The 24420-nt window shown below is 37.3% G+C and carries 24 protein-coding genes and 1 other RNA gene; 16 read left to right on the top strand and 9 right to left on the bottom strand.

All coding sequences use genetic code 11. The features are described 5' to 3' along the window. Positions 1-273: 273 nt before the first annotated feature. Positions 274-1767: a nitrogen regulation protein NR(I) gene (gene glnG, locus AC056_RS08565; RefSeq protein ID WP_004701189.1), complete on the bottom strand. Its 1494-nt coding sequence runs from the start codon at positions 1765-1767 to the stop codon at positions 274-276. Next, entirely contained in the window at positions 1754-2863 is a 1110-nt protein-coding gene (gene glnL / locus AC056_RS08560) for a nitrogen regulation protein NR(II) (protein WP_004701192.1), read from the bottom strand. The genes glnG and glnL overlap by 14 nt, the downstream gene beginning before the upstream one ends. 341 nt (positions 2864-3204) lie before the next feature. Here glnL and rimO point away from each other — a divergent pair, with 341 nt between their 5' ends. The 12 genes from rimO (at position 3205) to lpxA (ending at position 15568) form a co-directional block, all read left to right on the top strand. Further along, positions 3205-4548 (top strand): 30S ribosomal protein S12 methylthiotransferase RimO, encoded by a 1344-nt coding sequence (rimO, locus tag AC056_RS08550; protein WP_077163340.1) that lies wholly within the window; start codon positions 3205-3207, stop codon positions 4546-4548. A gap of 51 nt (positions 4549-4599) precedes the next feature. Further along, on the top strand, positions 4600-5328 hold the full coding sequence (pyrH, locus tag AC056_RS08545) for a UMP kinase (protein WP_000852257.1): 729 nt from the start codon (positions 4600-4602) through the stop codon (positions 5326-5328). A gap of 85 nt (positions 5329-5413) precedes the next feature. Beyond that, entirely contained in the window at positions 5414-5968 is a 555-nt protein-coding gene (gene frr / locus AC056_RS08540) for a ribosome recycling factor (RefSeq protein WP_004701195.1), read from the top strand. Positions 5969-5972: 4 nt separating this feature from the next. Next, complete coding sequence (gene uppS / locus AC056_RS08535; protein ID WP_077163339.1) at positions 5973-6725, top strand: polyprenyl diphosphate synthase; 753 nt, start codon at positions 5973-5975, stop codon at positions 6723-6725. Next, positions 6725-7549 (top strand): phosphatidate cytidylyltransferase, encoded by an 825-nt coding sequence (locus AC056_RS08530; protein ID WP_004701199.1) that lies wholly within the window; start codon positions 6725-6727, stop codon positions 7547-7549. The genes uppS and AC056_RS08530 overlap by 1 nt, the downstream gene beginning before the upstream one ends. Beyond that, positions 7550-8746 carry a 1-deoxy-D-xylulose-5-phosphate reductoisomerase gene (ispC, locus tag AC056_RS08525; RefSeq protein WP_077163338.1) on the top strand — a complete coding sequence of 399 codons (1197 nt, stop codon included), beginning with the start codon at positions 7550-7552 and terminating at the stop codon, positions 8744-8746. A 1-nt stretch (position 8747) separates the two neighbouring features. Beyond that, complete coding sequence (gene rseP / locus AC056_RS08520) at positions 8748-10103, top strand: RIP metalloprotease RseP (RefSeq protein WP_077163337.1); 1356 nt, start codon at positions 8748-8750, stop codon at positions 10101-10103. Positions 10104-10140: 37 nt separating this feature from the next. Then, positions 10141-12672 (top strand): outer membrane protein assembly factor BamA, encoded by a 2532-nt coding sequence (bamA, locus tag AC056_RS08515; protein WP_416224617.1) that lies wholly within the window; start codon positions 10141-10143, stop codon positions 12670-12672. 40 nt (positions 12673-12712) lie between these two features. Continuing rightward, positions 12713-13216: an OmpH family outer membrane protein gene (locus tag AC056_RS08510; protein WP_004701206.1), complete on the top strand. Its 504-nt coding sequence runs from the start codon at positions 12713-12715 to the stop codon at positions 13214-13216. 4 nt (positions 13217-13220) lie between these two features. Further along, on the top strand, positions 13221-14291 hold the full coding sequence (gene lpxD, locus AC056_RS08505; protein ID WP_004701209.1) for a UDP-3-O-(3-hydroxymyristoyl)glucosamine N-acyltransferase: 1071 nt from the start codon (positions 13221-13223) through the stop codon (positions 14289-14291). Positions 14292-14297: 6 nt separating this feature from the next. Beyond that, positions 14298-14783: a 3-hydroxyacyl-ACP dehydratase FabZ gene (fabZ, locus tag AC056_RS08500; protein ID WP_000140523.1), complete on the top strand. Its 486-nt coding sequence runs from the start codon at positions 14298-14300 to the stop codon at positions 14781-14783. Continuing rightward, positions 14780-15568: an acyl-ACP--UDP-N-acetylglucosamine O-acyltransferase gene (gene lpxA, locus AC056_RS08495; protein ID WP_004701211.1), complete on the top strand. Its 789-nt coding sequence runs from the start codon at positions 14780-14782 to the stop codon at positions 15566-15568. Before fabZ ends, lpxA begins: the two co-directional genes overlap by 4 nt. A 53-nt stretch (positions 15569-15621) precedes the next feature. On the opposite strand, the gene AC056_RS08490 is transcribed toward lpxA, so the two are convergent. Next, positions 15622-16512, bottom strand: coding sequence for a YbgF trimerization domain-containing protein (locus tag AC056_RS08490; RefSeq protein WP_077163336.1), 891 nt, complete (start codon positions 16510-16512; stop codon positions 15622-15624). Positions 16513-16828: 316 nt separating this feature from the next. Between AC056_RS08490 and ffs the strand changes: the two genes are divergently transcribed. Beyond that, positions 16829-16925, top strand: an RNA gene (gene ffs, locus AC056_RS08485) — signal recognition particle sRNA small type. Between the two features lie 14 nt (positions 16926-16939). On the opposite strand, the gene AC056_RS08480 is transcribed toward ffs, so the two are convergent. The 4 genes from AC056_RS08480 to AC056_RS08465 all read right to left on the bottom strand — a co-directional run bounded on the left by AC056_RS08480 (position 16940) and on the right by AC056_RS08465 (position 19784). Continuing rightward, positions 16940-17422, bottom strand: a complete 483-nt coding sequence (locus AC056_RS08480; protein WP_077163335.1) for a regulatory protein RecX — start codon at positions 17420-17422, stop codon at positions 16940-16942. A 53-nt stretch (positions 17423-17475) separates the two neighbouring features. Continuing rightward, positions 17476-18528, bottom strand: a complete 1053-nt coding sequence (gene recA / locus AC056_RS08475; RefSeq protein WP_004701217.1) for a recombinase RecA — start codon at positions 18526-18528, stop codon at positions 17476-17478. Positions 18529-18673: 145 nt separating this feature from the next. After that, the gene (locus tag AC056_RS08470; RefSeq protein WP_077163334.1) at positions 18674-19114 is read right to left on the bottom strand and encodes an RNA-binding S4 domain-containing protein; all 441 of its coding nucleotides are present in this window, start codon (positions 19112-19114) and stop codon (positions 18674-18676) included. Beyond that, entirely contained in the window at positions 19098-19784 is a 687-nt protein-coding gene (locus AC056_RS08465) for an HAD-IA family hydrolase (protein ID WP_004701221.1), read from the bottom strand. The genes AC056_RS08470 and AC056_RS08465 overlap by 17 nt, the downstream gene beginning before the upstream one ends. Positions 19785-20200: 416 nt before the next feature. Between AC056_RS08465 and AC056_RS08460 the strand changes: the two genes are divergently transcribed. After that, positions 20201-20491, top strand: coding sequence for a hypothetical protein (locus AC056_RS08460; protein WP_004701224.1), 291 nt, complete (start codon positions 20201-20203; stop codon positions 20489-20491). Between the two features lie 63 nt (positions 20492-20554). Here AC056_RS08460 and AC056_RS08455 read toward each other — a convergent pair whose 3' ends face one another. Together AC056_RS08455 and gigD are read right to left on the bottom strand one after the other, a co-directional pair. After that, positions 20555-21079, bottom strand: a complete 525-nt coding sequence (locus tag AC056_RS08455; protein WP_077163333.1) for a GNAT family N-acetyltransferase — start codon at positions 21077-21079, stop codon at positions 20555-20557. A gap of 42 nt (positions 21080-21121) precedes the next feature. After that, positions 21122-21571, bottom strand: a complete 450-nt coding sequence (gigD, locus tag AC056_RS08450; RefSeq protein ID WP_077163332.1) for an Lrp/AsnC family transcriptional regulator GigD — start codon at positions 21569-21571, stop codon at positions 21122-21124. A gap of 146 nt (positions 21572-21717) precedes the next feature. Here gigD and kynU point away from each other — a divergent pair, with 146 nt between their 5' ends. Next, positions 21718-22968, top strand: coding sequence for a kynureninase (gene kynU / locus AC056_RS08445; protein ID WP_077163331.1), 1251 nt, complete (start codon positions 21718-21720; stop codon positions 22966-22968). Positions 22969-23008: 40 nt separating this feature from the next. Then, on the top strand, positions 23009-24415 hold the full coding sequence (locus tag AC056_RS08440; protein WP_077163330.1) for an amino acid permease: 1407 nt from the start codon (positions 23009-23011) through the stop codon (positions 24413-24415). Positions 24416-24420: the final 5 nt, after the last annotated feature.

The raw sequence follows: 24420 nt of genomic DNA, 5'->3' as shown, positions 1-24420 counted from the left end.
AATTTAATAACAACGATTAATACTGCTTAGCTAGTATATCAAAACTATCTTTACCGATGGACATTGCTATATTCTTAGATTGTCTGCTAAACAATCATATAAGTATGAAACTGAATAAATATTTTAAAATATAAAACCTTACACGATCTTTTGGAGTTTTTTAGTGATGTAACTATATGTTCACGTTTTATTTTAAAGATTAATTTCCTTATCAATAGATACAAAGAAAAAGCGGCTAAAATCAATTAGCCGCTCTTGTTGTGTATTTTACAATTAAGCTTCAGACAACGTTGCTTTATGTTCGTCCTCATCATCGTCATCAGCAGAATCCATTCCTAGTTCCTTTAACTTTCGGGTTAGGGTGTTGCGTCCCCAACCTAATAGTTCAGCTGCATGACGTTTGCGTCCACGAGTTTGTTGTAGGGCAGCATTAATTAATGTGCGTTCAAACATCGGTGTTGCAATATCCAAAATCTTCATTTCGCCATTTTTTAGCTTTTGAATTGCCCATTGGTTTAGCAATTCATCCCAATGATGTAAAGAAATACGCTCAAAAGATGGGGCTGGCTGACTAGTTTCACTAGTTTTTTGAAGTGGTACTTGTTTTAGTTCAGAAGGTAAATCTTCTGGATAAACTTCACGACCAGTAATCATGACAGTTAACCAACGACAGGTATTTTCAAGCTGACGTACGTTACCTGGCCATGGCAGTTGTTGCATATAGTCTGTTGTTTCAGTACGTAAAATCTTTGGACTTACACCTAACTCTTTGCCTGCACGGGCCAAGAAGTGTTGAGCAAGCATTGGTATATCTTCGCTACGATGCGCAAGCTTAGGAATATGAATACGAATTACATTTAAACGGTGATATAAGTCTTCACGGAAGCGTCCTTCATTCACCAATTTTTCTAAATCTTGGTGTGTCGCAGCGACAATTCGGACATCCACTTTAACAGGGATATGTCCACCAACTCGATAAAATTCACCATCTGCAAGTACGCGAAGTAAACGAGTTTGTGTTTCAAATGGCATGTCACCAATTTCATCAAGGAATAATGTTCCACCATTGGCTTGTTCAAAACGACCTTGATGTTGAGTGTTAGCGCCCGTAAAAGCACCTTTTTCATGACCAAATAATTCCGTTTCGATTAAGTCTTTCGGAATTGCTGCCATGTTTAGTGCAATAAATGGTTTGGCACGGCGCGGTGAATGCTTGTGTAAAGCATGTGCAACGAGCTCTTTACCAGTTCCTGACTCGCCATTAATTAAAACGGTAATGTGTGATTGCGATAACCGCCCAATTGCTCGGAAAACCTCTTGCATGGCAGGAGATTCACCAATAATTTCTGTCGATTGTAGCGGAGAAGCAGTTTTTGTAGCTTCTTGCTGCTGCAATTTATTGATATGCAAAATCGCACGATTGACTAAAGCTAAAGCTTCATCAATATCAAATGGCTTTGGTAAATATTCAAACGCACCAGTTTGATAGCTTGATACAGCTGACTCTAAGTCTGAATGAGCTGTCATAATAATGACGGGTAAGTCGGGGTGTGTGTTTTTTACTTTGGATAAAAAAGTCAACCCATCGATACCAGGCATACGGATGTCAGTTAAGATGACATCGGGAGCATCATGATGTAAACGTTCGAGTGCTGTTTGAGCTTCTTCAAAATTGGTGACGTCAAATCCTTCTTCTTTAAAGGTCTTTTCAAGTACCCATCGCATGGCGCGATCGTCATCAATAACCCATATTTTATTTCGCGACACGGTCTGACTCCCAAGGTAAATATAAGCTAAACATTGTTTTTCCAGGAACTGATTGGCATTCAATCATTCCGTTATGTTGATGCATAATGTTCTGTGCAATACTTAGGCCAAGCCCTGTACCTTTTGCTCGTCCTGTAACCAACGGGTAAAACACAGATTCTAAAATGCTTTCTGGAATACCCGGTCCATTGTCTTCAATATCAACTCGAACAGCCGAGCGGTTGAGCACACCATTAATAGTGACTAGACGTTGAATTCGGGTACGTAAAATTAATTCGGGTTCTTGATCTATAAAAAATGACTTATTTTCTGTAATCGCTTGAATGGCATTAACGCTAATATTGAGCATAACTTGAATTAATTGGTCTCGGTCAGCATTCACATCTGGTAAAGACAAATCGTAGTCACGCGTAATTTTAATTTTTTTCTTGGTTTGGTTTGCAATTAAAGACCGAACACGTTCCAAAGGTTCATGAACATTCACGTTCTCATAACTCGGCAGTTGTCTTGAACCTAACATAGTGTCAGCCAAGTTAGTAAGACGATCTACTTCATTAATAATAACATCTGTAAATTCTGCATAACTCTCGTCATTTAAGCTCCGAGCAAGTAATTGAGTAGCACCTCGTATCCCAGCCAGTGGATTTTTAATTTCGTGAGCAACGCCTCGAACCAACTGTCTAGCCACTTGATGTTGTTGAATTAAGTTTTCTTCTTTAGAAATTTTCAACATACGGTCAATTGGATTTAACTCAATAAGTAAAAGTGGATGATAACTTTTACCTGCATTTAATTGTGAAACCGTATAATCAACATGTAAGTCTTTAAAGTTGACATTAATCACAGCTTCACGACGTGTATAAGGTTGTCCTGTTTTTAAAGTATTGAGTAAGGCTTCATGTGTATTAAAGGTATCATCTGGCGCATGAAGTAAATTTAAAACCGGCTGCCCAGAAGCACGTAGCAAACTAATGTCGAAAAGTGCTTCGCAAGCTGAATTCAAATAAAAAATATTAAAATTACTATCGATTAATAAAATCGCAGTAGTTAAATTGTCTACCAAAAGGCGATAGTCGATAGGTGCGTGTTGATCCATTAGCGAATCGTTCCTGTCTTAAAATGGCGCAATGGCATCTTCATTGGTTATCGGTATTCACCGTTATAGAACATGAATGATGCAAAATGTACGCCAACTTTGTTTATGGATTATTTTGAGGTTTCAAGCGTAATTAAAGCGCGCTAAAATCGTTCTTAATATCTTTTGGTCAAAAATAACAGACTGCTTTCTAATAATAACATGTTCCAACTTGGTGCAATATTGGGTTTTGGTGCAAATATTGGTTGTATTTTGGTGCATTACACAAAGAGTGGGGTTTCCACCTATGCGTGAGACGAGAAAAGACATACAATACGCGCATTCAAGTGGAGCGCAGATTCATGAAGACCCCCAAAGTCGGTTTTGTTTCTTTAGGTTGTCCTAAGGCATTGGTAGATTCTGAACGAATTTTAACTCAGTTAAAGACTGAAGGTTATCAAGTTGCATCAGATTATGATGGTGCTGATTTAGTAGTTGTTAATACCTGTGGTTTTATTGAATCTGCGGTACAAGAGTCGCTAGATGCAATTGGCGAGGCCATGAGTGAAAATGGTCGAGTAATCGTTACAGGATGCTTAGGTAAAGACGAAGATAAAATTCGTCAAATGCATCCGAACGTTTTAAAGGTTACTGGTGCGGCAGCTTATCAAGATGTGATGCAAGCTGTACATGAATATGTACCAGCACCGCCAAAACATAATCCTTTTATTGATCTTGTTCCTGAACAAGGTATCCGTTTAACGCCTAAGCATTATGCTTATTTAAAAATATCTGAAGGCTGTAACCACCGTTGTACCTTCTGTATTATCCCGAGCATGCGTGGTGATTTAGTATCACGTCCAGTTGGTAGCGTGTTAGAAGAAGCAGCTGCGTTAAAACGCGCAGGTGTGAAAGAAATATTGGTTATTTCACAAGATACTTCAGCTTATGGTGTAGATACTAAATATAAGTTGGATTTTTGGAACGGGCAGCCAGTAAAAACCAAATTCTTTGACATGTGTGAAGCACTTGGTCAGCTTGGAATTTGGGTGCGTCTACATTATGTATATCCATATCCACATGTTGATGCAGTGATTGATTTGATGGCTCAGGGTAAAATCCTGCCTTATCTAGATATTCCATTCCAACATGCGAGCCCACGCGTTCTTAAATTAATGAAGCGTCCAGCGCATAGTGAAAATACTCTAGAAAAAATTAAATTGTGGCGTGAAAAATGCCCAGATCTTGTGATCCGTTCTACTTTTGTGGTTGGTTTTCCAGGCGAAACTGAAGAGGATTTCCAGATTTTGCTAGATTGGTTAGTTGAAGCTCAACTTGATCGTGTAGGCTGCTTTACCTACTCACCAGTAGAAGGCGCTACGGCCAATGATTTACCAGATCATGTGCCAGAAGAAATTAAGCAAGAGCGTTACGAGCGCTTTATGCAAGTGCAGCAGCAAATATCTGCTGCCAAATTACAAAAACGTATCGGTCAAACGATGACTGTGTTAGTCGATGGTTTGGAAGATGAATATCCTGTTGCTGTTGCACGTTCTTATGCCGATGCTCCGGAAATTGACGGTAATGTCTTCGTAGAAGATATCGATAAGAGCACGATTCAACCAGGCGATATGTTGGAAGTCGAAATTACCGATGCGGATGAATACGACTTATTTGCAAAGTTAATTAAAATTAAATCGGTCTAATCGAATCACGATTCAAAAAGCATTCAGTTTAAGAGGTCTTGGAGCAAAATCATGGCGGAAACAATAAGCCCCCGTTATTCACGAATTTTATTAAAATTATCTGGTGAGGCATTATCAGGTAATAAAGATATGGGTATTGATGCTCAAGTTTTAGATCAGATGTCACTTTCTATTGCACATTTGGTGGGCTTGGGTGTGCAGGTAGGTATCGTTGTTGGTGGCGGTAACTTATATCGTGGTAGCCAGTTACAAAAAGATGGCTTGGTTGGCCGTGTAACAGGTGACCAGATGGGTATGCTTGCAACTGTCATGAATGGTTTGGCAATGCGTGATGCATTAGTGCGTCGAAACATTAGAACTCGTCTTATGTCTGCATTACCAATTGGTACTGTTGTAGAGTCATATTCAAGTCGTGATGCAATCCGTCATTTAAGCCAAGGCGAAGTTTGTGTTTTCGTTGCAGGAACAGGTAATCCATTCTTTACAACTGATACAGCAGCATGTCTACGTGGTATCGAAATTGAAGCAAATTTAATTTTGAAAGCAACTAAAGTAGACGGTGTCTATAATAAAGACCCAAGCAAATACGAAGATGCAGTCAAATATGATCATTTAACATTTGATCAAGTGTTAGATGAGAAGCTAGGCGTTATGGATTTAACAGCAATTTGTCTATGCCGTGACCATAATGTTCCATTGCAAGTATTTGATATGAATAAATCTGGTGCGCTTTTATCTGTTGTGATGGGTGAAAAAGAGGGTACGCGCGTTACTAAATAATGTACGTGTGCTGCAAAGCTCTTTATACTAGCGCTAAATTAAATTTGTTATATACATCCTTGAATAAATAAGTAAGGAAGATCATATGATTAACGATCTGAAAAAAGACAGCGAACAGCGTATGATGAAAACTCTTGAGTCTTTGGAACAAGGGTTTAATAAAGTTCGTACCGGCCGTGCACACCCATCAATTTTAAATGGGGTAATGGTTCCTTACTATGGTTCTGATGTGCCTTTAAACCAAGTAGCGAACGTTGGTGTTGAAGATTCACGCACGCTTATCGTTCAACCATTTGAACGTACAATGGTTTCTGCAATTGATAAGGCAATTCGTGAAAGTGATTTAGGTTTAAACCCTATTACTGCCGATTCAATTCGTGTGCCTTTACCAGCTTTAACTGAAGAAACACGCCGTGATATGCAAAAAGTTGCACGCAGTGAAGCTGAAAATGCAAAAGTTGCTATTCGTAACATTCGTCGTGATGTTTTAGGTGATATCAAGGCACTCTTGAAAGAGAAAGAAATCTCTGAAGATGATGAACGTCGTGCAGGTGATGATATTCAGAAAATTACTGATAAATATGTTGCAGAAGTAGATAAGCGTCTTGCAGCGAAAGAAGCAGAATTGATGAAGGTCTAATTTTATGACCGAATCAGAAGAGTATCATCTTCCACAGCATGTTGCCATCATCATGGATGGCAACAACCGCTTTGCCAAGAAAAATCAAATGCAAAAAGGCGATGGGCATCGAGAAGGTAAAAATATTCTTGATCCTATTGTTGAGCATTGTATAAAAACTAGCGTCCGTGCTTTAACTGTTTTTGCATTTTCGAGTGAAAATTGGAATCGACCACAATATGAAGTCGATCTGCTTATGAAGCTTCTTGAAGAAACGATTCATGAGCAAATACCTCGCATGAAAAAATTCAATATTGCTTTGCGTTTTATAGGGGATCGTTCTAGATTACCTTCACATTTAGTTGCCTTAATGGAAGATGCAGAGCAACAAACAGTACATCATGACACCATGACATTAACTATTGCGATTAGCTATGGTGGTATGTGGGATATTGCAAATGCAGCTAAAGAGGTTGCACAAGCAGTTTCTCGTGGTGAAATTGACGCTGATCAAATAAATATTGATTTGTTCGGAAAATATGTCAGTCTAAATGATCTGCCAGCTGTGGACTTGTTGATCCGTACAGGTGGAGATTTCCGTATATCTAACTTCTTGTTGTGGCAAGCAGCTTATGCGGAACTGTATTTTACGGATACATTATGGCCGGAATTTACAGTCGAGGAATTCGATCATGCACTGAATGTGTTTTCAGGGCGTGAACGTCGTTTCGGTAAAACATCTGAACAAATTCAGCAAGAGAAAATCGAGAAATTATAATGTTAGAGCGGATTGTTACCGCATTGGTACTTGTTGCAGTTGTTTTGGGCTGTATGTTTGCTACGCAATCACATTATCCAATGTTGGTACTTATGATTGTGGCGGCAGCGGTTGCGGGGTATGAATGGTATAAGTTAATGCCTCATGAAGCTGGTGCGGTAGTAAAGCCTAAAGCATGGGGTTATGGTCTACTTGTTGCCTTTGTTTCTGGTGTTGCCTTATTCTTTCATGACATTGCATTGTTGCTATGGTCTGCTTCAATTTTAACTTGGCTCGTTAGTGTATATTGGGTTAAGTCTTTTCCTGAATTTGATGGTTGGTATAACGCGACTCTCTATATTATTGGTTTAATTCTTATCTGTGCAGCAGTGACTGCAATCTTTGTAGTATGGCAAAGCTCACCATGGTGGTTGATGTATTTGTTCTTGCTTGTATGGGGTGCAGATAGTGGAGCTTACTTTGTAGGTCGCAAATTTGGTAAAAGAAAATTGGCACCCACAGTAAGTCCAAATAAATCGGTAGAAGGATTGTATGGTGGTATTTTAACTACAGTGATTGTCATGCTTGTAGTGCAATATCAATATTTAAACCTAACTTGGGTTCAACAACTTTTATTCCTGATCTTATCTTTAATTACAGTATTTGGTTCAGTATTAGGTGATTTGTTTGAATCAATGATCAAACGTCGTGCTGGTATTAAAGACTCTGGCCGTGTGTTGCCTGGTCATGGTGGTGTGTTGGATCGTATTGATTCTTTACTCGCAGCAGCCCCGATTTTTGCAACGGGAATGTATATATTAAAGCTTATTGGTGTAGATTTATAGATGACACAATCTGTTTGCATATTGGGTGTAACTGGTTCTATTGGGCAAAGTACCTTAAAAATTTTAAGTCAGCATCCAGATAAGTATTCAGTCTTTGCAGTTTCGGCACATAGTCGAATTTCTGAACTTGTTGAAATCTGCAAACAGTTTCGCCCTAAAGTTGTTGTTGTTCCTGAACTGAAGATAGCTGAATTAAAAACATTATTTGCGCAACAAAACATACAAGATATTGAGATTTTAGTTGGGCAAGATGGTCTGATTGATATTGCATCACATTCTGACGTTGATATTGTAATGGCTGCAATTGTAGGTGCTGCAGGTCTTTTACCTACTTTGGCAGCTATTAAAGCAGGTAAACGAGTATTGCTTGCAAATAAAGAAGCATTGGTGATGTCTGGTGAAATCATGATGCAAGCTGCTCTTGATCATCAAGCATTGTTATTGCCAGTGGATTCAGAACATAATGCTATTTTCCAGTCATTACCTCATAATTATTTAGAAGTTGAGAGAACTGGGCAACCACAATTAGGTGTATCCAAAATACTACTGACGGCATCTGGTGGTCCCTTTTTAAATCATTCCCTAGAACAATTGGAACATGTAACACCACAACAAGCATGTAAACATCCAAACTGGTCTATGGGCCAAAAAATCTCAGTTGACTCAGCCACTCTTATGAATAAAGGGTTAGAGTTAATCGAAGCATGTCATTTGTTTTCAATATCTGAACATTTTGTTACAGTTGTTGTTCACCCACAAAGTATTATTCACTCTATGGTGCAGTATGTTGATGGTTCAACATTAGCACAAATGGGTAATCCTGATATGTGTACGCCAATAGCACATGCATTAGCATGGCCTGAGCGTTTACAAACAAGTGTTCCTGCTTTAGATTTATTTGAGTATTCTCAACTTAATTTTCAAGCTCCGGATACCCAAAAATTTCCTGCACTAAATCTTGCAAGACAAGCAATGCGTGCAGGAGGTTTGGCGCCTACCATTTTGAATGCAGCGAATGAAATTGCTGTTGAAGCATTCTTAAAGGAAAGGATTGGATTTACACATATTCCGCAAGTGGTAGAGCATACTTTGCAAGATTTAGAGAATGCAGCCGCTGAGAGCATTGAGAGCATTTTAGACAAAGATAAAATGGCTCGCTCAGTAGCTCAACAATATATATCAAGTATTGGAGGCTGAAATGAATGCTCTTTTTATGATTGCAGCAGCGGCTCTTTTACTTGGTCCGTTAATTGCAATTCATGAGTTTGGTCATTACTGGGTTGCACGTAAACTTGGTGTTAAAGTTTTAGTTTATTCAATTGGATTTGGTCCAACTTTACTCAAATGGACCTCTAAAAAGTCTGGTATTAAATATCAGCTTTCTGCTTTACCTTTAGGTGGCTACGTTAAAATGTTAGACGAGCGAGAAGGTAATGTGGCAGAACAAGATTTACCATATGCCTTTAACCGTCAAAAACCATGGAAACGTATTGCTATTGTTGCGGCAGGGCCATTAATTAACCTAATTTTTGCCATATTGCTTTTTTGGGTTTTATTTTTGCCGGCGCAACAACAATTAAATACTAAAATCGGTAAAATTATACCAAACTCGCCAGCTGCAGCTGCTCAGTTACATGTAGGTGATAAAATTATTGCTGTTGATGGCAAAGAAACAGCAACTTGGGAAAAGTTAAATTTTGCTTTGATCGATCGGGTAGGTGAAACCGGTACTGTAAATATCGATGTAAATCGTGCAGGCACCGAGAAAAATTTTGTATTACCGATAAAAGATTTTTTAAAAAACCAAAATGAATCTGCACTCGATGTATTAGGCTTCTTACCTTATCGACCTGTAATTCCTGCTGTTGTAACAGATTTAACAGCAGATGGTGCTGCAATTCGTCAAGGAATGAAAGTGGGTGATCGTATTGTTGCGATTGATGGTCAGCCTATGAAAGATTGGTTTGATGTTGTTGAGGTTGTTCAGCGCTCTCCAGAAAAGTTACTTAATATTGATGTGTTGCGTCATCAACAGTTGGTTCATTTGCAAGTGATGCCACAAGGAAAACGCGATAACATGGGACAAGTAAATGGTGTTCTTGGTGTAAAAAGTGACGCTGGAAAAATTACAATTCCTGACGAATATAAGCAAACAATCCAATATACTCCAATACAAGCTTTTGAAATGGCTCTTGATAAAACTGGCCAGATCTCTAGCATGATTTTGAACTCAATAGTGAAAATGGTAAAAGGACTTATTGGATTAGAAAATCTTTCTGGACCTATCACTATTGCAAAAGTAGCTGGGCAAAGTGCAGAAATGGGATGGCAAACTTTTATCTCTTTCATGGCATTGATGAGTGTAAGTCTTGGAATTTTAAATTTATTACCAATTCCAATGTTAGATGGTGGTCATCTAGTGTATTACATCATTGAAGCTATTCGAGGAAAGCCTGTTTCTGAACAAATACAAATGTTTGGTCTGAAAATTGGTATGGTACTGCTCGGTAGTATGATGCTTTTAGCTTTATTTAATGATTTTATGCGTTTGTAAACGTGTATGGATTTATAACTTACTGGAAAAAACTGGCATGCGGCACACACATTTTTTAATGCCTTTGGCACTTGTTAGCGCTATGGCAGCGGTACAACAAGCATATGCAGCTGATGATTTCGTTGTTAGAGATATTCGTGTAAACGGTTTAGTCCGTCTTACTCCTGCAAATGTTTATACCATGTTGCCAATCAACAGTGGCGATCGCGTTAATGAGCCGATGATCGCCGAAGCAATTCGAACATTGTATGCCACGGGTCTTTTTGATGATATTAAAGCGTCAAAAGATAACGATACTTTGGTTTTTAATGTTATTGAACGCCCTATTATTTCAAAACTTGAATTTAAGGGTAATAAACTTATTCCTAAAGAGGCGTTAGAACAAGGCCTTAAAAAAATGGGTGTTGCAGAGGGTGAGGTTTTTAAGAAATCTGCTTTGCAAACCATTCAAACAGAATTAGAGCAACAATACACACAACAAGGTCGTTATGATGCTAGCGTTACTGTTGATACCGTTGCGAGACCAAACAACCGCGTTGAATTAAAAATTAATTTCAACGAAGGAACGGCAGCAAAAGTTTTTGATATCAATGTAATTGGTAATACTGTTTTTAAAGATAGTGAAATCAAGCAAGCATTTGCTCTTAAAGAAAGCGGCTGGGCTTCAATCGTTACACGCAATGACCGCTATGCGCGTGAAAAAATGGCCGCAAGCCTTGAAGCATTACGTGCTATGTACCTTAACAAGGGTTATATTAATTTCAATATTAATAACTCTCAGCTTAATATTAGTGAAGATAAAAAACATATCTTTATTGAAGTTGCAGTTGAGGAAGGTAATCAGTTTAAATTTGGCCAAACTAAATTTTTGGGTGATGCACTTTATAAGTCTGAAGAATTACAAGCCTTAAAAATTTATAAAGATGGCGATACTTATTCTCAAGAAAAGGTAAATGCTGTTAAGCAATTACTTTTGCGCAAGTATGGTAATGCAGGTTATTACTTTGCTGATGTAAATATTGTTCCGCAAATTAATAATGAAACTGGTGTTGTTGATCTAAATTATTATGTTAATCCAGGTCAGCAAGTTACCGTACGTCGTATTAATTTCACTGGTAATAGTAAAACTTCTGATGAAGTATTACGTCGTGAAATGCGTCAGATGGAAGGCGCTTTGGCAAGTAATGAAAAAATTGACTTGTCTAAAGTTCGATTGGAGCGTACAGGTTTCTTTAAAACTGTTGATATTAAACCTGCCCGAATTCCAAACTCACCTGATCAAGTCGATTTGAATGTAAATGTTGAAGAACAACATTCAGGTACCACAACATTGGCGGTAGGTTATTCGCAAAATGGTGGTATCACGTTCCAAGCAGGACTTAGTCAAACCAACTTCATGGGTACTGGGAACCGAGTTGCAATTGATTTGTCTCGTTCAGAAACTCAAGATTATTATAATTTAAGTGTCACTGACCCATACTTCACCATTGATGGTGTAAGCCGTGGTTATAACGTTTATTATCGTAAAACTAAGTTAAATGATAACTATAACGTTAATAACTATGTAACCGATAGTGTGGGTGGTAGTTTAAGTTTTGGTTATCCTATTGATGAAAACCAAAGTTTAAGTGCTTCGGTTGGTGTTGATAATACTAAAGTCACCACTGGTCCTTACGTCTCTACCTATGTACGTGATTATTTATTAGCAAATGGTGGTAAAGCAACTGGTAAGTCGACTTGGTGTCCAAGTGGTAAGACAGAGACAGATCCTAAAACAAATGAATCAATAGCTGATACATGTCAAGGTGGATTTGAAGACTACAATAGTGCTTTTGATGGTGAATTCTTTACTTATAATTTAAACTTAGGTTGGTCATATAACACGTTAAATAGACCAATTTTCCCAACATCTGGTATGTCTCACCGTTTAGGCCTTGAAATAGGCTTACCAGGAAGTGATGTTGACTACCAAAAACTTACTTATGATACGCAAGCATTCTTACCGATTGGTAATTCAGGCTTTGTACTTCGTGGTTATGGTAAGCTTGGTTATGGTAATGATTTACCATTCTATAAAAACTTCTACGCGGGCGGTTATGGTTCTGTTCGAGGCTATGACAACAGTACTTTGGGGCCTAAATATGCTAGTGTAAATTTACAAGAAACAAAACAAAATGATCCTTCACCTGAAAATGTGGGTGGTAATGCTCTAGTTCAATTTGGTACTGAGTTAGCATTACCTATGCCATTTAAAGGAGATTGGACTCGTCAAGTACGTCCTGTACTGTTTGCTGAAGGTGGTCAGGTCTTTGATACTAAGTGTAACATTAATAACTCTGTATATGGCGATAAAGGCATGAGGATTAATGGTCAGACAATTACAGACGTTAAGAAGTATTGTGAAGATAATTATGGCTTCGATTTAGGTAACTTACGTTATAGCGTGGGTGTGGGTGTAACTTGGATTACTATGATTGGGCCACTGTCACTTAGCTATGCATTCCCGTTAAATGATAAACCGGGTGATGAAACTAAAGAAATCCAGTTTGAAATTGGTCGTACTTTCTAAGTGCGACTTCATTGAACAACGAAATAAGGAAAGTGATTATATGAAAAAATTAAATGCATTAATGTTAGGATTGGGTTTAACGGTAGCTTCAGTGGCAGCTAATGCAGCTGGTTATGGCGTAATTGATCTAGCTAAAGTTGTTGAAAGTAGTACTTATTTGAAACAACAAAATGCAAGCTTAAACCAGTCTGTAAAACCTACAACGACTAAACTTGAGCAATTGGGTAAAGAGTTAGAGGGACTTCAACGTCAGGCCCAAACTCAAGGCCAAAAAATGAAAGAAGATGATATTAAGAAATTGCAATCTCAGTATCAATCGAAATTAAATGAATTTAATTCAACACAACAAGGCTTACAATCTAGAGTTCAAACTAGCTTACAAAGTATGAATACAACGTTTGAAACAAGAGTTAAGCAAGCTGCTGAACAGTTACGAAAAGAAAATAATCTTGACTTTGTTTTGAATAAAAATTCAACTGTTGCCTATGACCCTAAGTATGATTTAACTGATAAAATGATTCAAAAGGTTAATTCAATGAAATAAATTAATGAAAGTGCAACAATATCGTTTAGATGAATTAGCTCATCTGGTTCAAGGTGAGCTAATTGGTGAAGGCAGTCTTCAACTTTCGAATTTGGCAAGTTTAGAAAAAGCTAATTCAAACCATATTACTTTTATAAATGGTGAGAAATATCTTGAGCAAGCCAAAATGAGTAATGCTGGTGCCTTCATTGTTACAGCTACTTTAAAAGAACTTCTTCCAGAAAAACATAATTTCATTATTGTTGAAAATCCTTACCTTGCATTTGCAATTTTGACTCATGTGTTTGATAAAAAGGTTTCCATAACGGGGATAGAAAGCACTGCTCAAATTCATCCTTCTGCTATTATTTCGGAAACCGCATATATTGGTCACTATGTGGTTATTGGTGAAAATTGTGTGGTAGGTGATAATACGATCATTGAGTCACATACTAAACTTGATGATTATGTAGAAGTTGGAAAAGATTGTTTTATCGATTCTCATGTCACCATTACGGGTAGCTCTAAATTACAAGATCGTGTGCGTGTACACTCGAGTACTGTGATTGGAGGTGAGGGCTTTGGCTTTGCGCCATATCAAGGTAAGTGGCATCGTATTGCTCAGCTAGGTTCGGTCTTAATTGGAAATGATGTTCGAATTGGATCAAATTGTAGTATTGATAGAGGTGCACTTGATAATACAATTTTGGAAGATGGAGTAATTATTGATAACCTTGTGCAAATTGCACATAACGTTCATATTGGTTCAAATACTGCTATTGCAGCCAAGTGTGGTATTGCTGGAAGTACAAAAATTGGCAAAAACTGTATTCTAGGTGGAGCATGTGGAGTATCAGGTCACCTTTCAATTACCGATAATGTGACTTTTACTGCAATGTCAATGGTCACAAAAAATATTTCTGTTGCAGGAACTTATTCATCGGGAATTGGATTATTTGAAAATAGTCATTGGAAAAAGACTGTTGTACGCTTGCGACAATTAGCAGATGTGCCATTGACCCAAATCACTAAACGACTTGATCATATACAGGCTCAAATAGAGTCTCTTGAATCAACTTTTAATTTGCGTAAATAGAATATTATGACCGAGTCAACTACCCCTAAATTTGCCATCCCTGAATTACCAATGCAGATTCAAACGATTCGTCAATATTTGCCGCATCGTTATCCATTCTTGTTGGTTGATCGTGTGACTGAAGTTACTGACAATAGTATTGTTGGTTATAAAAATGTTTCTATCAATGAAGAGTTCTTACAAGGACATTTTCCAGAATATCCAATTATGCCTGGTGTTCTAATTGTTGAAGCACTTGCTCAAGTTTCAGGTGTTCTTGGTTTTATTATGAACAATGAAACACCAAAACCAGGTTCTTTGTTCCTGTTTGCTGGTGCTGAAAGAGTTAGATTTAAAAAACAAGTAGTTGCAGGTGACCAACTTGTATTAAAATCTGAGTTGGTAATGCAGAAGCGCGGCATTTACAAATATAATTGTACAGCTAGCGTTGATGGCATTGTAGCAGCAACCGCTGAGATTATGATTTCACACCAAAAAACAGAGCAGGCATGAGTAATCACGATTTAATCCATTCTACCGCCATTATTGATCCATCTGCAGTAATTGCTGCAGATGTTCAAATAGGACCTTATTGTGTTATTGGTCCTCAAGTGACTATTGGTGCTGGTACTAAATTACATTCTCATGTGGTAGTAGGTGGTTTTACCAGAATAGGCCAAAATAATGAAATCTTTCAATTTGCAAGTGTTGGTGAAGTTTGCCAAGACCTCAAATATAAAGGTGAAGAAACTTGGCTTGAAATTGGTAACAATAATTTAATTCGCGAACATTGCAGCTTACATAGAGGCACAGTGCAAGATAATGCATTAACCAAAATAGGTAGCCATAATCTATTGATGGTAAACACGCATATTGCACATGACTGTATTGTAGGTGACCATAATATTTTTGCTAATAATGTTGGTGTCGCTGGGCATGTACATATTGGTGATCACGTTATTGTGGGTGGGAATTCTGGAATACATCAATTCTGTAAAATTGATTCTTACAGCATGATTGGTGGTGCTTCATTAATTCTTAAAGATGTACCTGCCTATGTGATGGCTTCTGGTAATCCTGCTCATGCTTTTGGTATAAATACTGAAGGTATGCGAAGAAAAGGTTGGTCTAAAAATACAATTCAGGGTTTAAGAGAAGCTTATAAATTGATATTTAAGTCTGGACTGACTTCTGTTCAAGCTGTTGAACAAATTAAAAGTGAAATTTTGCCTTCTGTTCCAGAAGCTCAATTATTAATTGATTCTATTGAGCAATCAGAGCGTGGAATTGTACGCTAATTAATATGACATAAAAAAGACACTGTTTAACAGTGTCTTTTTTTATGCCTAAATTATTTTTTAAAGAATTTAACTTCTTCAGATTTAGGATATTGCGTAAGTAATTTGTTCTTATATTGGTTTGCTGATGCAGTATTCTTATCAACATCCTTTGCAATGCTATACAGTTGATACAATGCTCGAGGAGCTTTACTAGAGTTTGGATATTGATTCGCAACAATATTATAGTTTTTCTTCGCTTCATTGTAGTTCACAGGGTCTGTGGCTAAATGAAATTCAGCTAACCAAAAGTAAGCATTACCTGTATAAATACTATTAGGGTGGTTTTTAATAAAGTTTTGCATTGGGGCAATAGCTTTTTTCGCTCCGCCCTGTTTGTAAGCATCTAAAGCTACTGTATAAGCGGCTTTTTCTAATTCAAGTGGATTTGACTGGTTTTGAGCAGCGGTGGTTGGTTGAGCGTTTGTTACTGGTGCGCTAGGTTGTTGTTCAGAGGTGGTTGGAGTAGGCGGAGTTGCAACTACTTTGTTGCCATCTGTAGGCTGAGAAGAAGGTGCTGATGTATTTGTAGTGGCGCTACTATCGGCAGTCGTATTTGAGCTATCATCTTGGGTCGCACTGTCTGGGTCAACTTTTTGATGTAGTAGCTCTAAACGTTGATCTAAGTCTGTATAGCGGTTGGCTAGCTCTTTTTTTAGTTGCTCAATATCATTTGCTTGTTCTTCTAATTGACCTCTTAATGTGCGGATATCATTCTCTAATTGTTGATTTTTTTGCATCAACTCCCAGTTTAAATTGGTGGGAACTGAAATATTGCTTGAAGAAGTATTAGATGCACTACCATCATTTTGACTTAAACCACGAGACTCGATAGGAATATTTGCGTATAGAGAAGTGGTACTCATTAAGGCAATAAATAATAAAGAATGCTTCTTCATTTGCATGTGTATAAATCCATAATTTTATATAAAAGCCACCTTGAACACCGGAATATAAAAATCAATTCACTAAATATCTAAGGTTTTTCATTGATCAATGCAATTAAAACAGTTAACAGTTTAAATGCAAGGATAGTTTACAATCTTCAAGCATATTTTATGCAAAATGAAAAAGGAACTTAAGCTCATAAAATTACATTTTCAAATTTTAAACGATTGTTGTTGATGAATTAATCAATCGAAACAAAAACTTGCTGAAAACGGTATAGAAGGGTTGCATCTCTTTTAAAAATCTCTATACTTTGTTTTGCAATGGTAGCCCCGCTGGTGGCTTCGCAATTGTACTCTGTGAACCCCGCCAGGACCGGAAGGTAGCAACGGTAGCAGATCTATGATGTGCCGAAGTTTTGCTAGTGGGGCTGCCACCTTTCTTTTAATCCAATTTTCTTTGGATTGCTTTTAAAATTACATCTAAATCAAACCCTCTATACTGTAAGAATCTAATTTGTTTTGCTTTAAGCTTTGGATCCTTTTCAACAACTTCTCCAAATTTCTTAACTTTAAGCTGATAAGCTTGCTCTATCCAATCAATTTCGTGAATTTCATCAGCGATTAAATCGTTCTCAATCTGTTTGGTTTTTAAAGCTTGTTGAATGCGTTTTGGACCTTTACCTTTACGAATCTGACTTGCAAGCATTTGCTCTGCAACACGTTGGTCACTTTGATAGTTTTGCTCAGATAACTCTTCAACGAGTTGTTTCACTTCTTCTATATTTTGTGCATAACGGGCTAATTTTTCAATCAGTTCTGCTTTAGAGTAGTCTCGGCGAGTAAGTAAAGCAAAAGCATATGATCGTAAACGCTGGCCAGTAAGAGGGGAGCGCTGTTGAGATTGCTCATCGTTTCTTTTGAACATATAGGTTTCCTTGTAAAAAACGCCCCGAAGGGCGTTTTATGACTCATCTATAATTAAGATTCTAATAATAGATCTGGCTCTTCTTCGTCATCTTCAACTTGTACTGCGCCATTTGTACCTGTGGTCAGCAATTGCTCTCGAATATTGCGCTCAATCTCTTCAGCGATTTGCTTATTTTCTTCAAAATAACGAATCACGTTATTCTTACCTTGGCCAATTTTATTACCTTGATATGAATACCATGCACCAGCTTTTTGAACGATATCTTGTTGAACTGCCAAATCTACAAGTTCACCAAGTTGGTTGGTACCTTTGCCGTATAGGATTTGGAAAATAGCTTCTCTAAATGGAGGAGCCATTTTGTTTTTAACGACTTTAACTTTAGTTTCTGAACCAACGATTTCGTCGCCTTCTTTTACTTGACCAATACGACGAATATCTAAACGAACTGACGCATAGAACTTAAGAGCGTTACCACCCGTTGTAGTTTCTGGGCTACCAAACATAACACCAATCTTCATACGGATTTGGTTAATAAAGATAACCATACAGTTTGAACGTTTAGCGTTACCCGTAATTTTACGAAGCGCTTGGCTCATAAGACGAGCTTGTAGACCCATGTGAGAATCACCCATCTCACCTTCGATCTCTGCTTTAGGTGTAAGGGCAGCTACCGAGTCCACAACGATTAAATCAATTGCGCCTGAACGGACAAGCATATCGGCGATTTCAAGTGCTTGTTCACCATTATCAGGTTGTGAAACAAGTAGATTGTCAATATCTACACCAAGTTTACGTGCATATTGAGGATCTAGGGCATGCTCGGCATCGATGAATGCACATGTACCACCAGACTTTTGACATTGGGCGATTGCTTGCAATGTCATTGTGGTTTTACCAGAAGATTCAGGACCATAAATTTCGATAATACGGCCTTTTGGTAAACCACCAATCCCCAATGCGATATCTAAAGTTAAAGAACCTGTAGATACGGCTTCAACTGCTTGAACAGTGTTATCACCGAGACGCATAACCGTATTTTTGCCAAATTGCTTTTCAATCTGACTCAAAGCGGCTTGTAATGCTTTGCTTTTATTCTCATCCATCTCAAAAACCTCAATACTCTATGTTCATCACGTTTAACCCAAGTGGATGCATTGAATCTCAACTTGTTTCACAGGGCTAATAGTGACAGATTTTTTCTTTAGCTTCTATATCTTATATATGTGAGTGCGACATAACTCGACGTTTCTATTCATCATTATAAGACCAATGGTCTTCATAATGTTGATCGTTATCCTGTTTAAACCGATTGATTTGTCGCCGATCTTTCTTACTTGGTCTATGGTCAGGTCGAGCTAGATTATGCAATTTTCGTTGGGAAGCAATCAACTCCCGTCTCGCAATACTTACTTCAGTTTCTTCATAAAGTTGCTGCGCAACTGGAGCTGGTCCTCGGGTGTTGGAAAGTGCTTTGACAACAACTGTCTTTTTTTCGAAACTTTGTTGAACAACAAGTTCCATTCCAACACGAATTTCTTTAGAAACTTTTACACGCTCATTATTGTGATGTACTTTACCACCTTCAATTGCAGCTTTAGCAATAGAACGAGTCTTAAAAAAACGTGCTGCCCATAACCATTTGTCGACACGCATTGTGTCTACAGCATCGTTTTCATGCAATTTTGACATCATTATCCTTTCTATCAGTTTGATTCAAAACAGACAGTAGCTCTGTAAGCTGATCTAGAGCTTTATACTCTAAATCTTGTGGCTGTCTTTTACTCTTAAGAGTTGAGGGCTGTAATATAGTAAACAAGTGTCTTATACCAAATTTTTCTGCAGTTTTTAAAACTTGAAGAGTATCGTCTAAAAAAATAGTGGTTTTTGGTTCAAAATAATGCAAGCGTTGTAACTCTTGCCAAAACTGAAGATCTTCCTTCGCATAACCCATTTGTTCACTAGATACAATCACATCAAAAAAATCTTGAATAGGGATGTTATCAAGTTTTAATTGTAAACTTGCGCAGTCTGCATTGGTCACTAACCAACATTGATAACCTTGTTCTTTTAGAGCATTAAGTAGCTCCATACATCCTGATCGTGTTTTAATTTTGTGTTGAAATTCTTTCTGAAGATTTAAAACATCTACTCCAGTAGTTTTCGTCCAATAATTTGAGGAGTACCATGAAAGCGTGTGCTTATTACTAAGATAAAACTGAGTCAATATTTCTTGGCTTTTTGTTAAAGAGAGTTGATGCGTCTGAGAATGCCGTACAGGTAGACATTCGTTCCAGATAAAGTCGTCAAAAGCCAAATCTAACAAAGTTCCGTCCATATCGAAAAGCACTATTTTAGCCATGTTTTAAGGACTCCAATTTGAATAGACAAGGAAGAAAGTTAGGCTAAGATTATAAGCATTAAAGCCTATAAAAACGGATTGATTTGTTATTATTTCATCATTTAGAGGTCTATCGAGGCTGATTAATAATGATTGTTAAAAGTGATAAATTCAAATGCTGCCAAGGACTTGATTGTTATTTTTTAGATGGAGAGTCTAATGAAAATTGAGTGATCGCAATTCTGATCAATTTATTCAAAATAATAAATGGAACTTTAAATGATGGGAATCTATCAATAGTACTCTTATGTCTATAAAAGTAGTAATCGCACTATTTTGATTTACATAGTGTACGTATTGACGAACATTTTATAAATTGAACTGTGCATGTTTAAAGTTATATTAAAAATTATCCGAACAATAATTTAGAGTAGGCAATGAAAATTGGATTTATTGGAGGAGCCAATGATGGCATAGTTATCAATGCCGCAAATGGCATTGATACTTATAAACTTGAATGGCATTACAAGGCTGAAAAGCACTGTCAAGAACCATCACTAGGACTAAATGGTCCTGAATATGACTATTACAATTTATTAATTTTGAGAAAAAACAAAGAGGCAAAACTTTTCTATGTTTTAACTACAATGGACAAAGAAGCTATTGCAGATAAAATTAATGAGTATTGGGAGCATTCAACTTCGGTAGGTTATGACTTTGATGAATAGCTCTGGTTTAAATTTATTAGTAATCTTTGATCATATCACTATTTAATATACTCATAACTCAAATTAAGGATTGTATATTTCATAAAGAACGTGTTCTTGAAGTGCGTGCCCATCTGGAAGCTTGGGATGATTGAAGTGTTTAACTTTACGCATTCCTAGTCTTTCCATTACAGCTTGAGAAGGCTTATTCACTGTTGCTGTAAAAGAAACCACTTTATCTTTATTAAGCACATTGAAAGCATAGTCTAATGCTGCTTTTGCTCCTTCTGTGGCATAACCTTTTTTCCAGTGTTTTGTAGCAATCCTCCAGCCAATTTCAATGCAAGGGGAAAAATCAAATTGTTCTGGTTGGTCGTGTAGGCCAATAAAACCAATAAAGTCGTGGCTTTCTTTTAATTCTACAGCCCAAAATCCCCAATCTTTTTCATCAATAAGGGCCGATGCTCTTTGAATTAAATTTATACTTTCAGTAGCAGATAAAAGCTTTGGAAAAAAACGCATAACATCTTTATCCAATCCCATTTCGATAAAGGGGGCAGCATCAGTTTCTTTCCATTGTCTTAAGATTAAACGTTCGGTTTCGATCATAGTAAAAGCTCTTTAAATATAATTTTAATTTAACCATATAGTCTACAGTGGCTTTTGTATAATTTTCTGTAAGATAATCTTAGAATTAATGCTTACCACTCCTTTAATTTTATTGAGTGTATTAATAACAAAGTGAGAAAAAGAATCTAGATCTTTAGTGGCGACATGCAGGACATAATTAGATTCGCCTGTAATGATATAAGCATTAATAACTTCATCAAAATTCTTGATCTGGCTTAAAAAAAACTGGTGATCATTTTCAGTGAGTTGAGCAAGTTTAATTTCAACTATGGCCTCAATTTTTATACCTAATTTTTCGTAGTTAACTTTCGCTTGATATTTTTCAATGATCCCGTTGGTTTCTAAAATCTTGACACGTCGGTGACAAGCAGATGCTGAGAGATTGACTAGATCAGCAAGTTCTTGGTTACTTAAGCGGGCATTATCTTGTAAATACTTCAAAATTTTTAGATCGATTGCATCGATATTCATTTTCGAATTCCATCCATATTTTTTAATTTTAATTAGAATTTTATACGAAATTAGTCATTTTTTATCAAATATTATCGAATAAATCGCAAGAATTGGCGTGATAAAATTCAAATACAAAGGAAATGTTGAAATAGGTGCAATACCAAATGATTACTCGTGAACAGTGTTTATATTGGGATCAGGAAGATGAACTCAAAAAATTTAAAGATGAATTTGCATTGCCAGAAGGTGTCATTTATTTAGATGGTAACTCTTTAGGTGCTAGACCAAAGAAATCTTTGGCTGTCGCCCAGCACATTATTTCCCAAGAATGGGGAGAAGATCTAATCAATAGCTGGAATAAGGCTGATTGGTGGGGGCTACCTACTAGACTGGGAGATAAGGTAGCCACATTGATTGGTGCTGAGCAAGGCGAAGTTGTTATTTCAGATTCAACTACACTGAACTTATTTAAAGTTTTATCAGCAGCGGTAAAAATTCAGGCTGAAAAAAATCCTGAACACAAAATCATTGTGGCAGAAAAAGATGCTTTTCCAACAGATATTTATATTATTGAAGGTTTCATTGATTTAATTCAAAAGGGCTATCAAGTTGAATTGATTGATGGCGTAGAAGACTTAGCTCGAGCGTTAGAGAAAGATGTTGCTGTAGTGGTACTTTCTCACGTGAATTACCGTACTGGGTATTTCTACGATATGTCATCTATTAATGAGCAGATTCACTCTAAAGAAGCTTTGGTGATTTGGGATTTATGTCACTCCGTTGGTGCTGTTCCAATGGACCTAAACCAAAGCGGCAGTGATTTTGCGATTGGGTGTACCTACAAATATTTAAATGGTGGTCCTGGTTCTCCAGCAATGTTGTGGGTCAATGAAAAGCACCGTGATCAGTTTTGGCAACCTTTATCTGGCTGGTGGAGTCACAAGAAACCATTTGATATGGCACAGCATTATGAGCCTGCTAATAGCATTCGTCGCTATTTATGTGGAACACAGCCCATTATCTCTATGAGTCTTATTGAATGCGGCGTAGATATTTTCCTAGATGCAGATATGCAAAAAATCCGTGAGAAATCTCTGAAATTAACTGATTTATTCATTCAACTGGTACAGCAAGAATGCTCTGAATTTGGTTTTGAGTTAATTACGCCTTTAGAACATAAATATCGTGGTAGTCACGTTAGTTATCGCCATGAATTCGGTTATGAAATTATTCAAGCGCTTATTGCACGTGGTGTGATTGGTGATTATAGGGAACCTGCGGTGTTGAGATTTGGTGTTACACCTTTGTACTTAGGATTTGAAGATATTTGGAATGCAGTACAGCACTTAAAAGAAACTATGTTGAATAGTGAATGGAAAAACAAGCGCTATTTAGTTCGCGGTGAAGTGACCTGATTTTAAGGAATCAAAATAAAACAAATGGCTAGGAGGGCTTATGAGTAGTTTTGATGAAATACAAAATAGAGAAGCTGGGCTGCATAAAAAGTTATCTGCAAAACAGATGGGTATGATTGCCATTGGTGGAGCAATTGGAACCGGATTGTTTATGGGAAGCAAATTTGCAATTAGCTTTGCAGGTCCTGCAGTCATTGTCAGCTATGCGATTGGTGGTTTAATTGCATTTGCACTTATGGCTTGCTTGGCTGAAATGACGGTTCAGCATCCTACTTCGGGCTCATTTGGGGCGTATGCAGAACATTATATGAGTCCACTTGCTGGCTTTTTAGTTCGCTACTGTTATTGGGCTTGTATTGTACTGGCTGTAGGTACCGAGATTACCGCTGTAGCTGACTATATGAAGCTTTGGTTCCCCAATGTAGGCTCTTGGGTCTGGATTGGTTTTTTTTCACTAACTTTACTTGTTGTAAATGCCTATAGTGTTAAAGCCTTCGGACTAGTTGAGTACTGGTTTTCTACAATCAAAGTTTTTGCCATTATCGTGTTTATTCTTTTGGCTATTGGTATCTTGACTCAAAGCAATCAGGGAATGAAGCAAGTTGTGACTAATTTGTCAGGGCATGGAGGCTTTTTCCCCAATGGCTTTAGTGGGGTATGGATTGGTGTCATTATTTCAATATTTAGTTATTTAAGTATAGAAATGATCGCCGTCGCAGCTGGTGAAGCAAAAGACCCTGAAAAAGCAGTAAAAAAGGCATTTAAAAGCACAGCACTCCGACTCATTTTGTTCTATTTATTGTCCTTATTTCTCATCGTTACTTTGGTGCCATGGACGGTTTTGATTGGAGCAGATGCAACAAGTCCTTTTGTTATGGTCATGAAGATTGTTGGTATTCCATATGCCGATAGTATTTTAAACTTTATTGTAATTGTAGCTGCCTTATCTGCAATGAATAGCATGCTTTATATTTCAACTCGTATGTTGTTTAGCTTGTCCCGTGCAGGTGATGCACCAAAAGTTTTTGGCCGAATCAGTAGCAACGGTGTACCTGTAAATGCACTGTTGTTATCAGCGGTGGGGATTGGTATTGCTAGTATTGTTTATACGATTAATCCAGCTTCTGCGTTTCCAATCATGATTGCGCTATCGATGTTTGGTGCATTGTTCACGTGGGGCAGCATCTTTGTAACACATATGTTTTTTAGAAAACATATGGCTCAGCAAAGCATCGAGCTGAAATTTAAAATTCCTGCTAGTCGATTCATCTCACTATTTGGTTTTATTGCGATTTTGAGTATTACAGTAACCACTTGGTTTACGAATGAGTTTAAGTCTACTTTACAGTTTGGCGTACCTTTGGTGCTTGTTCTGATATTTTGCTTCTACTTAAAACGTTCAACCTTAAAAGTAAGTCTTAAGTCTACTGAAGAGACATTGAAGTAATCGCG

Source organism: Acinetobacter genomosp. 33YU, from assembly GCF_001990725.1.
Lineage (GTDB): Bacteria > Pseudomonadota > Gammaproteobacteria > Pseudomonadales > Moraxellaceae > Acinetobacter > Acinetobacter seifertii.
The sequence above is the reverse complement of the archived record's forward strand: the minus strand, read 5'-3'. Positions and strand labels throughout refer to the sequence as shown.

What these genes read in the sequence shown, in the direction of transcription:
- glnL (WP_004701192.1), bottom strand. Translation starts at nt 2,863, where the DNA reads ATGGATCAACACGCACCTATCGACTATCGCCTTTTGGTAGACAATTTA.
- rimO (WP_077163340.1), top strand. Translation starts at nt 3,205, where the DNA reads ATGAAGACCCCCAAAGTCGGTTTTGTTTCTTTAGGTTGTCCTAAGGCA.
- pyrH (WP_000852257.1), top strand. Translation starts at nt 4,600, where the DNA reads ATGGCGGAAACAATAAGCCCCCGTTATTCACGAATTTTATTAAAATTA.
- frr (WP_004701195.1), top strand. Translation starts at nt 5,414, where the DNA reads ATGATTAACGATCTGAAAAAAGACAGCGAACAGCGTATGATGAAAACT.
- uppS (WP_077163339.1), top strand. Translation starts at nt 5,973, where the DNA reads ATGACCGAATCAGAAGAGTATCATCTTCCACAGCATGTTGCCATCATC.
- AC056_RS08530 (WP_004701199.1), top strand. Translation starts at nt 6,725, where the DNA reads ATGTTAGAGCGGATTGTTACCGCATTGGTACTTGTTGCAGTTGTTTTG.
- ispC (WP_077163338.1), top strand. Translation starts at nt 7,550, where the DNA reads ATGACACAATCTGTTTGCATATTGGGTGTAACTGGTTCTATTGGGCAA.
- rseP (WP_077163337.1), top strand. Translation starts at nt 8,748, where the DNA reads ATGAATGCTCTTTTTATGATTGCAGCAGCGGCTCTTTTACTTGGTCCG.
- bamA (WP_416224617.1), top strand. Translation starts at nt 10,141, where the DNA reads ATGCGGCACACACATTTTTTAATGCCTTTGGCACTTGTTAGCGCTATG.
- AC056_RS08510 (WP_004701206.1), top strand. Translation starts at nt 12,713, where the DNA reads ATGAAAAAATTAAATGCATTAATGTTAGGATTGGGTTTAACGGTAGCT.
- lpxD (WP_004701209.1), top strand. Translation starts at nt 13,221, where the DNA reads ATGAAAGTGCAACAATATCGTTTAGATGAATTAGCTCATCTGGTTCAA.
- fabZ (WP_000140523.1), top strand. Translation starts at nt 14,298, where the DNA reads ATGACCGAGTCAACTACCCCTAAATTTGCCATCCCTGAATTACCAATG.
- lpxA (WP_004701211.1), top strand. Translation starts at nt 14,780, where the DNA reads ATGAGTAATCACGATTTAATCCATTCTACCGCCATTATTGATCCATCT.
- AC056_RS08490 (WP_077163336.1), bottom strand. Translation starts at nt 16,512, where the DNA reads ATGCAAATGAAGAAGCATTCTTTATTATTTATTGCCTTAATGAGTACC.
- AC056_RS08480 (WP_077163335.1), bottom strand. Translation starts at nt 17,422, where the DNA reads ATGTTCAAAAGAAACGATGAGCAATCTCAACAGCGCTCCCCTCTTACT.
- recA (WP_004701217.1), bottom strand. Translation starts at nt 18,528, where the DNA reads ATGGATGAGAATAAAAGCAAAGCATTACAAGCCGCTTTGAGTCAGATT.
- AC056_RS08470 (WP_077163334.1), bottom strand. Translation starts at nt 19,114, where the DNA reads ATGTCAAAATTGCATGAAAACGATGCTGTAGACACAATGCGTGTCGAC.
- AC056_RS08465 (WP_004701221.1), bottom strand. Translation starts at nt 19,784, where the DNA reads ATGGCTAAAATAGTGCTTTTCGATATGGACGGAACTTTGTTAGATTTG.
- AC056_RS08460 (WP_004701224.1), top strand. Translation starts at nt 20,201, where the DNA reads ATGAAAATTGGATTTATTGGAGGAGCCAATGATGGCATAGTTATCAAT.
- AC056_RS08455 (WP_077163333.1), bottom strand. Translation starts at nt 21,079, where the DNA reads ATGATCGAAACCGAACGTTTAATCTTAAGACAATGGAAAGAAACTGAT.
- gigD (WP_077163332.1), bottom strand. Translation starts at nt 21,571, where the DNA reads ATGAATATCGATGCAATCGATCTAAAAATTTTGAAGTATTTACAAGAT.
- kynU (WP_077163331.1), top strand. Translation starts at nt 21,718, where the DNA reads ATGATTACTCGTGAACAGTGTTTATATTGGGATCAGGAAGATGAACTC.
- AC056_RS08440 (WP_077163330.1), top strand. Translation starts at nt 23,009, where the DNA reads ATGAGTAGTTTTGATGAAATACAAAATAGAGAAGCTGGGCTGCATAAA.